This window comes from Mesorhizobium sp. WSM4904, from assembly GCF_029674545.1.
Taxonomy (GTDB): domain Bacteria; phylum Pseudomonadota; class Alphaproteobacteria; order Rhizobiales; family Rhizobiaceae; genus Mesorhizobium.
In genome coordinates, this window is record NZ_CP121354.1 from 2267905 (window position 1) to 2281890 (window position 13986).

The 13986-nt window shown below is 64.7% G+C and carries 14 protein-coding genes; 9 read left to right on the forward strand and 5 right to left on the reverse strand.

The annotated features are described in order from the left end of the window. Nucleotides 1-66 precede the first annotated feature (66 nt). The gene (locus QAZ47_RS10820; RefSeq protein ID WP_278233222.1) at nt 67-960 is read right to left on the reverse strand and encodes a MurR/RpiR family transcriptional regulator; all 894 of its coding nucleotides are present in this window, start codon (nt 958-960) and stop codon (nt 67-69) included. Nucleotides 961-1402: 442 nt separating this feature from the next. Between QAZ47_RS10820 and QAZ47_RS10825 the strand changes: the two genes are divergently transcribed. After that, complete coding sequence (locus tag QAZ47_RS10825) at nt 1403-2587, forward strand: Gfo/Idh/MocA family oxidoreductase (RefSeq protein WP_278233223.1); 1185 nt, start codon at nt 1403-1405, stop codon at nt 2585-2587. 29 nt (nt 2588-2616) lie between these two features. Here QAZ47_RS10825 and QAZ47_RS10830 read toward each other — a convergent pair whose 3' ends face one another. Then, on the reverse strand, nt 2617-3243 hold the full coding sequence (locus QAZ47_RS10830) for a TetR/AcrR family transcriptional regulator (protein ID WP_278233224.1): 627 nt from the start codon (nt 3241-3243) through the stop codon (nt 2617-2619). A gap of 234 nt (nt 3244-3477) precedes the next feature. Here QAZ47_RS10830 and QAZ47_RS10835 point away from each other — a divergent pair, with 234 nt between their 5' ends. Continuing rightward, nucleotides 3478-4146 (forward strand): methyltransferase domain-containing protein, encoded by a 669-nt coding sequence (locus QAZ47_RS10835; RefSeq protein ID WP_278233225.1) that lies wholly within the window; start codon nt 3478-3480, stop codon nt 4144-4146. A 48-nt stretch (nt 4147-4194) separates the two neighbouring features. On the opposite strand, the gene QAZ47_RS10840 is transcribed toward QAZ47_RS10835, so the two are convergent. From QAZ47_RS10840 to QAZ47_RS10850, 3 genes are read right to left on the reverse strand one after another with little or no spacing between them, the layout of a single operon-like run. Beyond that, nucleotides 4195-5055 carry a carbohydrate ABC transporter permease gene (locus QAZ47_RS10840; RefSeq protein ID WP_278233226.1) on the reverse strand — a complete coding sequence of 287 codons (861 nt, stop codon included), beginning with the start codon at nt 5053-5055 and terminating at the stop codon, nt 4195-4197. Further along, nucleotides 5052-5942 carry a sugar ABC transporter permease gene (locus QAZ47_RS10845; protein ID WP_278233227.1) on the reverse strand — a complete coding sequence of 297 codons (891 nt, stop codon included), beginning with the start codon at nt 5940-5942 and terminating at the stop codon, nt 5052-5054. Before QAZ47_RS10845 ends, QAZ47_RS10840 begins: the two co-directional genes overlap by 4 nt. Nucleotides 5943-5980: 38 nt before the next feature. After that, nucleotides 5981-7273 (reverse strand): extracellular solute-binding protein, encoded by a 1293-nt coding sequence (locus tag QAZ47_RS10850; RefSeq protein ID WP_278233228.1) that lies wholly within the window; start codon nt 7271-7273, stop codon nt 5981-5983. Nucleotides 7274-7596: 323 nt separating this feature from the next. Here QAZ47_RS10850 and QAZ47_RS10855 point away from each other — a divergent pair, with 323 nt between their 5' ends. From QAZ47_RS10855 to QAZ47_RS10885, 7 genes are all read left to right on the forward strand, one after another. Beyond that, nucleotides 7597-8868 (forward strand): extracellular solute-binding protein, encoded by a 1272-nt coding sequence (locus tag QAZ47_RS10855; protein ID WP_278233229.1) that lies wholly within the window; start codon nt 7597-7599, stop codon nt 8866-8868. Nucleotides 8869-8985: 117 nt separating this feature from the next. Then, nucleotides 8986-9918 (forward strand): sugar ABC transporter permease, encoded by a 933-nt coding sequence (locus tag QAZ47_RS10860; protein ID WP_278233230.1) that lies wholly within the window; start codon nt 8986-8988, stop codon nt 9916-9918. Beyond that, entirely contained in the window at nt 9915-10790 is an 876-nt protein-coding gene (locus tag QAZ47_RS10865) for a carbohydrate ABC transporter permease (RefSeq protein ID WP_278233231.1), read from the forward strand. The genes QAZ47_RS10860 and QAZ47_RS10865 overlap by 4 nt, the downstream gene beginning before the upstream one ends. After that, entirely contained in the window at nt 10787-11527 is a 741-nt protein-coding gene (locus tag QAZ47_RS10870; RefSeq protein WP_278233232.1) for a PIG-L family deacetylase, read from the forward strand. The genes QAZ47_RS10865 and QAZ47_RS10870 overlap by 4 nt, the downstream gene beginning before the upstream one ends. After that, on the forward strand, nt 11524-12396 hold the full coding sequence (locus tag QAZ47_RS10875; RefSeq protein ID WP_278233233.1) for an ROK family protein: 873 nt from the start codon (nt 11524-11526) through the stop codon (nt 12394-12396). The genes QAZ47_RS10870 and QAZ47_RS10875 overlap by 4 nt, the downstream gene beginning before the upstream one ends. After that, on the forward strand, nt 12393-13157 hold the full coding sequence (locus QAZ47_RS10880; protein WP_278233234.1) for a GntR family transcriptional regulator: 765 nt from the start codon (nt 12393-12395) through the stop codon (nt 13155-13157). The genes QAZ47_RS10875 and QAZ47_RS10880 overlap by 4 nt, the downstream gene beginning before the upstream one ends. Before the next feature lie 20 nt (nt 13158-13177). Then, complete coding sequence (locus QAZ47_RS10885) at nt 13178-13969, forward strand: SIS domain-containing protein (RefSeq protein ID WP_278233235.1); 792 nt, start codon at nt 13178-13180, stop codon at nt 13967-13969. The last annotated feature ends 17 nt before the right edge of the window (nt 13970-13986 follow it).

A 13986-nucleotide genomic window follows, 5' to 3' on the forward strand; every position in this document is an offset into this window, starting at 1 on the left:
TCCCGGAACAAAGTTTCTATTTTTTTAAATATGGAACGACAGTTCCCTGTAGTCAACCGTACCTGTTCAGCCTGTCCGGCGCGCGACGACACCGTGGACCAAAGCCATGCCGACGGCCAGCGAAGCGGCCAGCGAGCGGAAGCCGGCGAAATCCGACTCCACCACCTCCAGCCAGGTGTCCGACAGTTTCACGAGCGGCGAAAAGGTGCTGTCGGTGATGGCGACGATTCGCGCCCCGCGCTCATGCGCGACGGCGACGAGGTCGGGCGTGATCGAATTGTAGGGGCTGAAGGAGACGGCGAGCACGGCGTCGCGCCGGCTTATGCAGCCGACCTGGTCGAGCGCGGTCGAGCCGACATTGTCGACCAGGACATTGCGCACACCCTGTTGCGACAGCGTCAGCGACAGATAGGTGGTGACGGGGAAGGCGCGTTTGCTGCCGATGACATAGATCAGCTCGGCTCCTGCAAGCAGGTCGATCATCTTCTCGAAGCTGTCGGTGTCGAAGCCGCTGCCGATGCGGCTGAGCGAGGCCTGCGAGGCGCCGACCATGCCGTTGAGGAAGTGCAGGTTGGCGTTCTGCTCGTTAGCCGGCTCCTGGCTGCCCTGTCCACGACCCTCAGGCCAGGATCCTTTCATATGGTCCTTGAACAGGCCCTGGAAATCGGAAAATCCGGCATAGCCGAAGATCTGCGCGAAGCGCACCAGCGTCGAGGGCTGTACGCCGGCCTGGTCCGCCACCTGGGCGATGGTACCGAGTGCCACGTCGCTCGGATGCTGCCATAGGAAGATCGCGACTTGGCGCAGGCGCTTCGGAAAATGCACGGTGCCGGACGAGAGCACGGCGCGCAGCTCTTCATAGGTTTGCGGTTTCGTGTAGCCAAGTGCTGCCAGAGAACGGCCCTGTTTGCGGCTCTCGCCGCTGCCGACCCGACCGGGTGAGGTTCGCGCGCCGCTCATGGGATGGGCCGGGTTTGAAGTACCGCGCAGAAAGGTGAAGACCGCCAATTGTCGAAGTTGGCGCCGCCCCTCATCCGCCTGCCGGCACCTTCTCCCCGTATAGTGACGGGGAGAAGGGGGCTGGCCGCAGCCTCGGCGCCTTTCCTGCAACGCTCGCGATTGGCGAAACCGCAGATGAGAGCGCCCCTCTCCCCGTCACTATACGGGGAGAGGATGCCGGCAGGCAGGTGAGGGGCAGCGCCAGTGCCCGGAAAACTGGGCGAACTCAAAAGCTGACGCAATTGGCCTGCTTCCACTACCCAAACCCTCCTCTGCCATTTTCGTGCAAGCCTAGTGCGGCACGATCGTTTTACAAAACAAAATTTGGAAAAGCTGTTCGAAATTGGCGGAGAGCTCCCTATAGTCCCGCTGTCAATGACAGCCATCCGGGAGGAATCGAAACATGGTCTATGCAACCGCTGACGGAACCTCGCGCCGACGCCTCAACGTCGGCATGGTCGGAGGTGGCCGCAGCGCCTTCATCGGCGCGGTGCACCGGCTGGCCATGCGGCTCGACGACCAGATCGCCCTTGTGGCGGGTGCGTTGTCCTCCGATGCGGAGAACGCCGCGGCCTCGGCCGCCGAGATCGGCATCGCGCCCGAGCGCAGCTATGCCGACTATCATGCCATGGCGAAGGCGGAAGCAGTGCGGCCGGACGGCATCGAGGCGGTGGTCATCGTCACGCCCAACCATCTGCATGCGCCGATCGCGACCGCCTTCCTCGAGGCCGGCATCGACGTCATCTGCGACAAGCCGCTGTCGACGACGCTCGCCGAGGCCGAGGCGCTGGTGGCGCTGACAAAGGCGAAGAAACGCCGCTTCGTCGTCACGCTCAACAACACCGGCTACGCCATGGTGCGCCAGGCGCGCGAGATGGTCGCGGCGGGCGAACTCGGCCGCATCGTTTCCGTGCATGGCGCCTATATCCAGGACTGGCTGACGCAGCCGATCGATGCGCAGGGGCAGAAGCAGGCCGAATGGCGCACAGACCCGGCGCGCGCCGGGCAATCGGCGGTGCTTGCCGACATCGGCGTGCACGCCTTCAACCTGGCGAGCTACATCTCCGGCTTCGAGGCCGAGGCGGTTTCGGCCGACCTCTTCACCGCCGTGCCCGGGCGCCGGCTCGACGACAATGCGCATGTGCTGGTGCGCTGGACGGGCGGCGCGCGCGGAACGATCCTCGCCAGCCAGACCTCGCCCGGCCACTACAACGACCTTTCGGTGCGCATCTATGGCGAGAAGGCCGGGCTCGAATGGTCGGGCACGAGGCCGGAGGAGCTGCGCTTCTCGCCCTATGGCGAGGAGACCCGCATACTGGTGCGCGGCGGCCACGGCTCGACGGCGGAAGCCCGGCGCGTCTCACGCATGCCGGCCGCGCATCCCGAGGGCTATATCGAGGCCTTCGCCAATTTCTACCGCGACGCCGCCGACATCATCCGCGCGCATCGCTCGGGCGGAACCGTCGATGCGGCGAGGGCGGCGCAAGTGCCTGACGTGGTCGACGGCGCGCGCGGGGTGAAGTTCGTCGCAGCGGCGGTGGAGTCGAACGCGGCAGATGGGGCATGGACGCCGGCGCTGCTCGGATAAATGCCGCTGGCTCAGGCTCTGGATCGCGGTCAATCCGCATCGCGACCTGCAGCGGGGTGATCCGCCTGTCGATGCTCGTCGCCAATCACGGGTGAAAGCCCATCGAGCACCAGGCTCCGGAACATGGCGTCGACCTCAGACGGCAGCAGCCCAGGCTTGCGCTCGAACCACCAGTTCAGGGTCGTAAGGAAAGCGCCGACGACGAATTGCACGACGAAGTCGCGTGGGATGGTGCCGTCCTGGAGGGTGGAGGACAGTTCCTGCCGCACCATTTCCGACAGGATCAGGCGGATCTCGTTCTCCGTCACGGCGCCGCCTCGCCCGCCAATCATCGTCCGGAAGTGGTCGGCGTACCGGGCCGCATGCTCGAACATGGCCGCGCTGAAGCCGAGCGAATCGTCCTGTGGTGCTCCAGCTGTTGCAGGCACGGCGGATTGCGCCTCTTTCAGCTCTTCCCGAAGCAGCTGGAAGCCGCTGCGTAGCAGGTCCTCCTTGCCGGCATAGTGCGCATAGAAGGTCGAGCGGCCGACATCGGCTTCATCGATGATGTCCTGTACCGAGAGGGCCTCATAGCCCTTGCGCAGCATGAGCGTCAGCAGCGCCTGGTGAAGGGCCTTGCGCGTACGGGCGGCCCGTCGGTCGATTCCGCGCGGCATGGATCACTCCTCCCTTTGCCAATCCGCTCCCGGATAGCCTTTCTCCGCACGTTTTCCAGGACGGTGGGCCTGGCTTGTCCGCTAACGGACGTTCCATTTGCATCGTCCGTCGAATCTTCCGGACAGAATGTCCATTATCATACGGATTGTTTCGAACTTCACCAGTTGGCGGCCGCTGGACCGGCATTCGCCGGCTTGGCGCTGTTGAAGGTCTGGCGCTGCTGAAGAAAGGACGTGACGGACGTGCATCATATGCGAAGCGAAGTGCGTACCGCTGGGGCCGCAATCGGCCCGGAAGCCAATAAGGGCATCGGCTTCCCGCGTCTCTACGACCTGCTCGTTCTCATGCTGACGCGGGGGCGGGATCGGGCCTATCGCGAGGCGTTGCTCGATCTGGCCGGTTTGGCACCCGGCTTCCAACTGCTGGACGTCGGATGCGGCACCGGCACGCAGGCGATTTCCGCCTGGCGCCGCGTGCAGCCCGACGGATCGGTGGTTGGCGTCGACGTCTCCGAAAAGATGCTTGCCGCCGCTCGCCGCAAGGCGAGCCGGGCCGGCCTCGATATCCCGTTTCACCATGCCGATGCGGCCGCGCTGCCGTTCGCGGATGGTCGCTTCGACGCGGTCACTTTCACGACGGTGCTGCACATGGTGCCGGAGCCGCGGCGCAGCCTTTGCCTGCGCGAGGCCGCGCGCGTCCTGCCCCCGGGCGGGCGGCTGTTGCTGGTCGACTATGCCGGCCCCGTCAGCGAGCGCGGACACATGTCGGCAAAGCACGGCCTGCACGGCCAGTTCGATCTGCACCGCCTCCGCGAACCGCTGGCTGAGGCCGGCTTCGAGCGTATCGAAGGCGGTCCGCTCAACTGGCTCGGCCTGCATTACCTGCGCGCCGTCAGATCGTGAAGATTGTCGTCACGCCGATGATGGCCCTGCGTGCCCAACTATGGCGAACTACCCCTTGATCGCCGAGCCGACGATCGAATCGACGAAGAAGCGCTGCAGGAAGACGAAGAGCACGAGCGGCGGCAGCACGGCGAGCGTGGCGCCGGCCATCACCAGGCCGGTGTTGACCGCACCCCGGTTATAGCTGAGCAGCCGGCTGAGGCTGATCACGATCGGATAGGCGTCGGCATTGCCCTGCAGCACGGTGAGCGGCCAGAGATAGCTGTTCCAGTGGTAGACGAAGGCGAACAGCGCGAGCGCCGCGATCGCGGGCGCCACGCTCGGCGCCACGATCTTGAACAGGATGAGCAGCTCGGAGGCGCCGTCCATGCGCGCGGCGTCGATCAGGTCGTCCGGCACGCCGGCGATGAATTGGCGCATCAGGAAGATGCCGAACGCATTGGCGAGGTTGGGCACGATGATGCCGGCAAGGCTGGCGTTCAGCCCGATCGAGCCGACCATGCGGTAGAGCGGGATCAGCGTCACGATCGGCGGCAGGAACATGGTGGCGATCAGCAGCGAAAACAGCAGCGAGCGGCCGCGGAAAGAGTATTTGGCGAAGGCGTAGCCGGCCATCATGCTGGTGACCAGAATGCCGGCGGTGGTGACCGAGGCGATGACCAAGGAATTCCACATCGAACGGCCGACATTGATGACGCCGGCGACCTTTTCGTAGGCGTCGAGCGTCGGCGTGTGAGGGATCCAGACCGGCGGCACCTGCATGGTCTCGGCCGGAGTCTTCAGGCTGGAGAGCACCATCCAGGCGAGCGGAAAGGCGGAGGCCACGGCAACCAGAAGCATGGCCGTCGCAAGCAGCGCCTTGTTCCCTGACGGGCGTTTGCGGGACGGCGGACGGGCTGGCGTGCTCATTCGCCGTCCTTCCGGTTGACAAGTGAGAACAGCGCGGAGACGCAGACGATCAGCGACAGCATCAGCATCACCGCCATGGCGGAGCCCAGCCCGCCCTGCGCGCGTTCGATGCCGACGCGGCGGATATGGTAGGTGAGCACATTGGTCGAGCCCACTGGCCCGCCTTGGGTGATCAGCGCCACCGGCTCGAACACCTGCACCGCGTTGATGATGGCGATGACGGCGCTGAAGAGAAGCGTGCGCCGAAGCAAGGGCAAGGTGATGAAGCGGAATTGCTCTTGGCCGCTGGCGCCGTCGAGCGTCGCGGCTTCATAGAGGCTGCCCGGGATCTGCGTCAGCCCGGCGACCGCCAGCACGGTGAAATAGCCGACCTGCTGCCAGCCATTGAGCAGGACGATCGAGACCAGCGCCGAGCGCGGCGAGGAGAGCCAGGGCTGCGGACCGATGCCGACCAGGCCGAGCAGTTGATTGAGCGGGCCCTCGCTCGGCGAATAGAGTTTCGACCAGACCAGCGCGACGGCGATCATCGGCACCATGTAGGTGGAAAACAGCACCGTCCGCAGCGCGGTGCCGCCTGCAACCTCGCGCTGGTAGACCATCAGCCCGAAGACGACCGACAGAGGCAGGATGAGGACGACCGAGAGCGCGGTGTAGACAGCGGTGTTGAGCAGGGCCGACTTGAAATCGCGCCCGACGGAGGTCGGACCGAGGATCTCTTGGAAATTGCCGAGGCCGACGAAGCTCGCTTCGGAAAAAGGCGTTTGCGTAGACCAATCGCGGAAGGAGAGCCAGATGGTGAGCAGCATCGGCAAGAGCACGAACACGCCGATCAATGTCACGGCGGGCGCAAGCATGATGCCCGCCGAGGCACGAAAAGCTTTGGCCATTCATATGGCTCCGATGGCTGCCGGTCAAAGGCCCGAGCCTATTTCGCCGCGCGCTCCAGGATCGACGTGGCATCGGCCTCAGCGTTCGCCTGCGCATCCTTGGCCGAGACCTGGCCATACTGCAACGCCTCGAGCGTCTGCTGCAGGGATTCCGAGAATTCCTGGCCGCCGAGCACGACCGGGAAGGGCCGCGCATCGGCCAGCACGCTGACATAGCCGGAAAGGAATTCGGAGCCGAGCTTGTCCTTGTGCGCCTCGATGTCGGAGCTGCGCGAGGGCAGGATGCCCATCGACATCAAGATGTCCGACATGGCCGAAGCGCCGTTCTTGCCGGATTTCGGGCTGTTCAGCCAGGCGAGGAACTCCCAGGCCGCCTTCTGCTCGGCCTCGCCGGCCTTGGCGTTGACCACCGTCATCCAGGAATAGGAGATCGAATGCGGCTTGTCGCCGCTCGGGCCCACCGGAATCGGCGCGGTGGCGACATCTGCGAACTTGTCGCCCATGCCGGTCTTCAGCGCGCTTTCCCACCAATTGGCCATGATGATCATGCCGGTCTTGCCGGAGACGAAATTGTCGAGGAACGGACCGGTGGTGTTGGCGTCGGCGGTCGCCATCGCCGGATTGCTCGCGCCGGACTTTATCAAGTCTTCATAGAGCGCGAAGGTTTCGCCGGCCTGGGCGCTGTCCAGCGCCGGCTTGCCATCCTTGACCAGGTTGCCACCATTGGAGACGAGCAGCGAGGCGAAAGGATGGACCACGCCTGCTGCCCATGAGTTGATCATGCCGAAGCCCTGCTGGCCCTTGTCCTTGTTGGTCAGCTTCGCTGCGGCATCCTTGAATTCGGCCCAGGTCTTGGGCGGAGCGGCAATGCCCGCCGCCTTGAACAGTTCCTTGTTGTAGTTCAGCGCGTAAACGTCGATCTCGTTCGGAATGCCATAGAGCGTGCCGCCGACCGAGGCGGCGCTGACGACGCCCGCCGGCCATGCGCTCTTCACCTCATTGGCCACCGTTTCGGGGGCAGGGGCGACGAGCTTGTCCTTCGCCAGTTCCGGCAGCCAGAGGTCATAGATGCCGCCGATCGTCGGACCGTCGGAACCGCCGCCCTGCGAGCGCAGCGTGGTCAGAAGATCGCCGAAGGGAACCGCCCGCACGGTGATGCCGACATCCGGATTCTGCTTCGAAAAATCCTTGGCCGCCGCTTCGAGCAGCGCGACCGTCTCCGGCGACCAATGAGTCAGATAGGAGATGTTGACCGATTGCGCCCAGCCGGTCGCGGGGAGCGCGACGAGACCCGCGGCAAGAGCCAGTTTCGAGAACCAGGCAAGCGACATCGGCATCCTCCACACAAGCCGCGACAGAAGCAACGACGTTATGACAAGTTTGATCTCTGGCGCAAGCCCTAACGTGAGAACGTCAGTCGACGCCTTGTGGGTCAAAAATCCCAGGCTACAGCCGCTTGATGGTTTATAAATGAAATTCAAATGGATAATCGTGCCATCGCCTTTCCATTCGAGACTGCCGGATAGTTCTTCGCGGCCTTATGCTCTTGCGGTTGGCGTCATGTCGTTATAATGACTTTTCGAAAAAGCAGATGACTCTCTTGCGGCTTCGCTGCCGCGCGAGATCCAAAACCGAAAAATGGGAGAACCGGCAAATGAGCATGCTTTCAATCCACCGGCGCGCAGCGCTCGGCCTGATCGGCGGCCTCGCCGCCGCCTGCGCCGGCATTTTGACGACGGCGCCGGCCCGAGCCGACAGCACCGTGACGCTGTGGAGCTGGCGTACCGAAGACGAGGCCGCGATGCGCCGCATCTTCGATGCCTTCGAGAAGAACAATCCGGGCATCAAGGTCGATATCCAGTTCACGCCAGATGCCGACTACCAGAACCGCTTGAGCACGGCGCTGCGCGGCGGCCGCGGGCCCGACATTGCGCAGCTCAAGGCCTATGGCGAATTGCAGCCCTTCATCGAGGGCGGCTATCTCGACGCGCTCGACGACAGCGTGGCGGAATTGAAGAACATGCCGGACGCGGCCCTTGGCGGCGTGCGCGGCCGCGCCGACGGCAAGCTCTACGGCGTGCCCTATTCGGTGCCGATGATGGGAGTCTTCTACAATGAGGATATCTTCTCGGCGCAAGGAATCGAAATCCCGAAAACCTACAAGGAGTTCGTCGCCACCTGCGACAAGCTCAAGGCAGCGGGTATCACGCCGATCGCCAATGGCGGCGCCAACGGCTCGGCCTGGGAGCTGGAGATCGGCGTCGGCGTCATCGGCCCGACCCTTTACGGTCCCGGTTTCTATGACGAGATGATGAGCGGCAAGGCGACCTTCGAGGATCCGCGCTATGTCGCCGCGCTGAAGCGCTTCGCCGAGCTGAAGCCGTATTATTCCGACGGCTTTGCCGGCATCGACTACACGACCGCGACGCAGCAGTTCATCGGCGGCAAGGCGGCGATGTTCTTCGGTGGCTCGTTCGAGAACGGCAGCTTCAAATCGCAGAACCCCAAGCTGAAATTCTCGATCTTCCCGTTCCCGGCCGACGACGCCTCGACCAAGCTCTACACCTCGGCCTTCTCGGACGGTTCCTATGGCCTGGTCTCGGAAAGCCAGAACAAGGAAGCGGCGACCAAGGTGCTGAACTTCATGGCCTCGGCCGAGTTCGCGCAGCTGTTCGCGGATGAGTTGGGCTGGCCGCCGGCCCGTAGCGACGTCACCGTCAAGGATCCGGTGCTTTCCAAGATGATGGAGATGTCGAAGAACTCGACGCCCTATCTCACGCTGGTCGGCTTCCGCTGGCAGACGCCGACCGCGTCCTCGGTGCTGCAGTCGGAGATCATCGACATGGTCGAAGGCAATGTCGCGCCGGAGAAGCTGGCAGCCGACATGCAGGCCGCCGTCAGCACCTGGTTCAAGCCCAAGCAGTGAGGAGCGCCGCCGGCCGCTCTACTCGGAAAGATGGAGCATGACGTCGTCCGAAAACCGCTTCACACTTTTCGGCATCACGCTCAAGGCGGCCGGCATCTCCACCCGATCGAGCAGCGCATGACCAGACTTCGCCACATGACCAGCCTCCAGCGCACGCAGCAGCGCATGGCCGTGCTGTTCATCCTGCCGGCTTTGGCCGTCTACGGGCTGTTCGTGCTCTATCCGCTGCTGATGTCGCTGTGGGGCAGCTTCTTCGCCTGGAAGGGGCTGCGCATGCAGGAGTTCGCCGGGCTGGCGAACTTTACGCGCCTGTTCATTTTCCCAAGCGGCGCTCGGCTCTACGGCGCGCTCTGGCACAACGTCGCCTGGTTCTTCGGCATCATGCTGCTGCAGAACGGGCTTGGCCTTCTGTTCGCCTGGCTGCTCTTCCTGCGCGACAGGGGAGCCGCCTTCTTCCAGTCGGTGTTCTTCTTCCCGGCGGTGCTCAGTCCCGTCATCGTCGGCGCGCTGTGGCGGCTGCTCCTGGCGCCGGGCGGCATTGCCGAATGGGCGCTCAACGGTCTCGGCCTGCATCAGGGCAGCCTGACGGTGCTCGGCAACAGCCACACCGCTTTGGCCATGCTGATCGCCGTCGATGCCTGGAACTGGATGGGTCTGCCGGTGCTGATCTACACGGCTGGCCTCAGACAAATCTCCGGCCAGATCTTCGAGGCGGCAAAGCTCGACGGCGCCGGCAATGCACGCATGCTGTTCTCGATCGCGCTGCCGCTGTTGATGCCGGCGCTCGGGACGCTGACGACGCTCTCCTTCATCAACACCTTCAACCAGTTCGACATCGTCTATGTGATGCAGGGCGTACAGGGCAATCCGAGCTATTCGACGGACACGCTGGTGACCTACTTCTACCGGCTGGCCTTCGGCGCCGAGGGCGCTGTCGGCATCACGGATATCGGGCTCGCGCTGGCACTCGGCACCATGCTTTTCCTCGTGCTCAGCATCGGCACGCTTCTGATGCTGCGCTTCTTCGACAAACGGACGGTGCAACTATGAGCGCGCCGTCTCTTCAGCGAGGATTGGCCCTCCAGCAACGACTGGCCATCCCACAAAGACTGGCGCGGCTGCCCGGCTGGACCATACTGCTGGGCTGGACGTCGGCGGTGCTCTTGCCGCTCTACATCCTGATAGTCTCCTGCTTCAAGACGACGGCGGAAATCTACGACAACCGGCTCGGCCTGCCGCAGAGCTGGGCCTTCGACAATTTCGTCCGCGCCTGGACCCGCGCCGATCTCGGCCACAATTTCATCAACAGCCTGATCGTCACCGGCGGCGCGGTGATCCTCACCATCGTCGTGTCGGCGATGGCCGCCTATCCGCTCAGCCGCTACAGCCTCGGCTGGAACGCCATCATGCTCGGCCTCTTTCTCTCCGGCATCATGCTGCCGATCAGGCTCGCGTCGGTGGAGCTGTTCACGCTGATGCGCAGCCTCGGCCTGCTCGACTCCCTTACAGGATTGATCCTGGTCTATTCGGCGATCCGCATTCCGTTCGCCGTCTTCATCTTCGCCAATTTCATGCGCGTGCTGCCGTCCGAGCTCGACGAGGCAGCACGCATGGACGGCGCCGGCGAGACACGCATCCTGTTCCAGATCGTGCTGCCGATGGTGAAACCGGCTGTGTCGATCGTCGCCATCTTCACGGCGATCGCGGTGTGGAACGATTTCTTCTTCCCGCTGATCTTCATCTTCGACGACCGCTACAAGACGGTGCCGCTGGCAATCAGCGTCTTCGTCGGGCAGTTCCGCACCGACTGGGGCCTGGTGTTCGCTTCGCTGGCGATCTCCATGGCGCCGATCCTGATCATGTATTGTTTGCTGGCGCGCCAGATTCGTGAGGGCGTCGGCGCCGGGGGAGGCATGAAATGATCGAGGACAAGGTCTATGCCGCGCGCTCGATCCTGGTCGTCGGGGCGCATGCCTTCGACGCCGAGGTGATCGCCGGACCCCTGGCAGCAGCCGCCGCCAAGGGCGGCGCCCAGGTTACCTTCCTGCATCTCTCGATGGGCGAGCAGGGTCACCCTTGCCTGATCCCGGAGCACTATTCGGCGCAGAAGGAGGACGAGGCGGCGAAGGCAGCGGCGCGGCTCGGCGTCGAGATGCGCAATATGAAGCTGCGCGACGCCTTCCTGCCCAACGACAACGCGACCGCCCTGCAGGTCTGCGACGTCATCCGTGAGCTACAGCCGGAGATCGTCATAACCCACTGGCACGGGAGCTGGCACAAGGACCACCGCGCCGCGGCGCACCTCACCCAGACCGGCATCTTCTTTGCCGCCTTGCCGACGCTGAAGCGCGCCCGTCCGGCACATACGCCGCAGCTCCTGCTCTTTGGCGAGAACTGGGAGGACGACGAAGGTTTTCGCCCTGAGCATCTCGTCGACGTCAGCGCCGGTTTCGACGCCTGGCACGAGGCTGTGATGGAATACGAGCTGGCGCGAGGACTGAGCAGCTTCCCCTATGTCGATTATTACAGCGCGCTCTACCGGCTGCGCGGCTGCCTGCGCGGCACGCGCCACGCGCAGGCTTTCGCGGCCGCCTCGCATTCCTGGAATGCCGGCAGCGGGCTGTTCGCGCCGTCCGCCGATCGGAGGCGCGACACATGACGCGGGTGCTGGCCATCGATCTCGGCGGCACCAATCTGCGGGCCGCGGTCCATACCGGCGATACCGGCGCCCTTGCGCCACAGGTTCGCGAGCCGGCGCCGGACAACCTCGACGCGTTCGTCGCGCGTGTCCGCGCGCTGACAAATGCCGACGGTGTCGACGCGCTCGGACTTGCCGTGCCGGGGCTGGTCGACGGCACAGTCTGTCGCTGGATCCCGAACCTGCCCTGGCTGGACGGCGTCGACATCGCGGCGGTGTTTCCCGACATAGGCGTGGCGGTCGGCAACGATGCTCAGATCGCGCTGCTCGCGGAGGCTGCCGAAGGCGCTGCCAAGGGCATGTCGGACGCGATCCTGCTCGCGATCGGCACCGGCATCGGCTCGGCGGTTCTGGCCAACGGCCGCATCGTCGCCGGTGCGCATGGCGGCGCCTGCTCGTTCGGCTGGGCCTGCGCCGACGTCGAGGATCAAGGCGATAAACGCAACGGCTGGCTGGAGCGTGCCGCCTCGGGCCGCGCGCTCGATGCGCTGTCCACGCGGATCGGGCTCGCCGATGGCAGCCGGCTGATCGAAGCCGCACGGGCCGGGCAATCCACCGCGCTTGCCCTCGTCGAGGAAGCGGCGCGACCACTGGGCACAGCGCTTGCCGGCGCGGTAGGACTGCTCGATCCGGGTGTCATTTTGGTCTCGGGCGGCCTGGCCGATGCGCTGGATGTGATTGCGCCGCCGCTGCTTGCGGCGCTTCGGCGTCAGCTGCCGGCGCATCTGCGCGATATCGAATTGAGGCCCGGCACCTTCGGTCCGCGCGCGGGGTTGGTTGGTGCTGCGCTTGCCGGGCAGGCGGGCAGCGGGTGGAGACAAATCCGATGAGCGAAGCGAGCTTTCAACAGCCGGACCGCAGGCGGCCGGAGCCGCTCTGGTATCAGGTCGAGGAAGCGATCCGCGCCATCGTCAAGAGCGGCGAATGGGCGACAGGCGACCAGATCCCGGCGGAAGACCGGCTCTGCGCCCTGTTCGGCGTCAGCCGCATCACGCTGCGCCACGCGCTGCGCAACCTGGAGGAAAGCGGACTGCTTCGGCGCGAGCACGGCCGGGGCACCTTCGTGCGTTCCGCCACGCTGGTGGCAGGCACGCGCGAACTGACCTCCTTCACCCAGGAAATGGGCAATATCGGCGTGGTCGCCGGCTCGCGTTTGCTCGATTGCAGCCTGACGACAGCCAATCCCGCCGCGGCCGGCGCGCTCGAGATCGAGGAGGACGATCCGGTGGTGCGGATCAGGCGGCTCAGGCTCGGCAACAACGAGCCGATCGGCATCCAGACGGCGCAACTGGCAGCGGTGCGTGTGCCGGGCTTCCTCGATGCCGGCCTGCTCAAGGGCTCGCTCTATGAGGCGCTGGAACGCCAGTACGGCATCGTGCCGGTCGAGGCGCGCGAGAATTACCGCGTCGGCGCGGTCAGCGCGGCCGACGCCGAACTGCTGGATCTGCCGGCGGGAAGTCCCGCCTTCGTGGTCGAGCGCATCACCATGGACGAGCGCGGCCCGTTCGAATTCACCGTCTCCGTCATGCGCGGCGACCGCTACGAAATTCGCTCGACGCTGCGCGCCGGCCGCCCAAGCACCAGAAGCTGACACGATAACAGGAGTACAAAGTGTCCGATCTCTACATTCCACGTCTCGTCGCCCTCATCGAACAGGCTTCGAAGGCCAATTCGGAAGCCTTCGGCCAGGTGGCGAGCCGCTTCGCCGACACGCTTCAGAATGGCGGGCTGATCCATCTCTACGGTTCGGGCCATTCGGTGCTGCCGGCACAAGAGATGTTCCCGCGCTATGGCAGCTATGTCGGCTTCAACCCGCTCACCGATCCGCGCGTGATGTGGCACAACGTGCTCGGCGCCGGCGGCGTGCGCGAGCTTCTGTGGCTGGAGCGGACCGAAAAATACGCTGAGAAGTTCCTCGACCACCAACCGCTGAACAAGGGCGATTCCATCATCATCTTCGGCCATAGCGGCCGCAATTCCTCCGGCATCGACACCGCGCTCTATGCCAAGAAGCGCGGCATCTTCGTCGTCGCGGTCACCAGCAAGAACAATCTCGACAAGCCGGCCACCCATTCATCCGGCAAGCGGCTTGCGGACGCCGCCGACCTCGTCATCGACACCTGCTCGCCGATCGAGGACGCAGTGGTGCCGATCGAAGGCTGGAGCCGGCCGGTGTCGGGTTCATCGACAGTGCTGGCGATGATCATGGCGCACGAGCTGCTGGCGCGCACGGCCGAGCAATTGTCGAAGCGCGGCATCGAACTGCCGGTCTTCGCTTCGCCGACGATTGCCGGTGTCACGCTGCACGACACCGACGTCATCTACGGCGTCTACCGCGAGCGCATGATCGATGCTCAGAAGAAGCACCTGCCGACCTTCCAGGCGACGATGCGCGGAGAATAGATGGGTGGCTCGGGAGG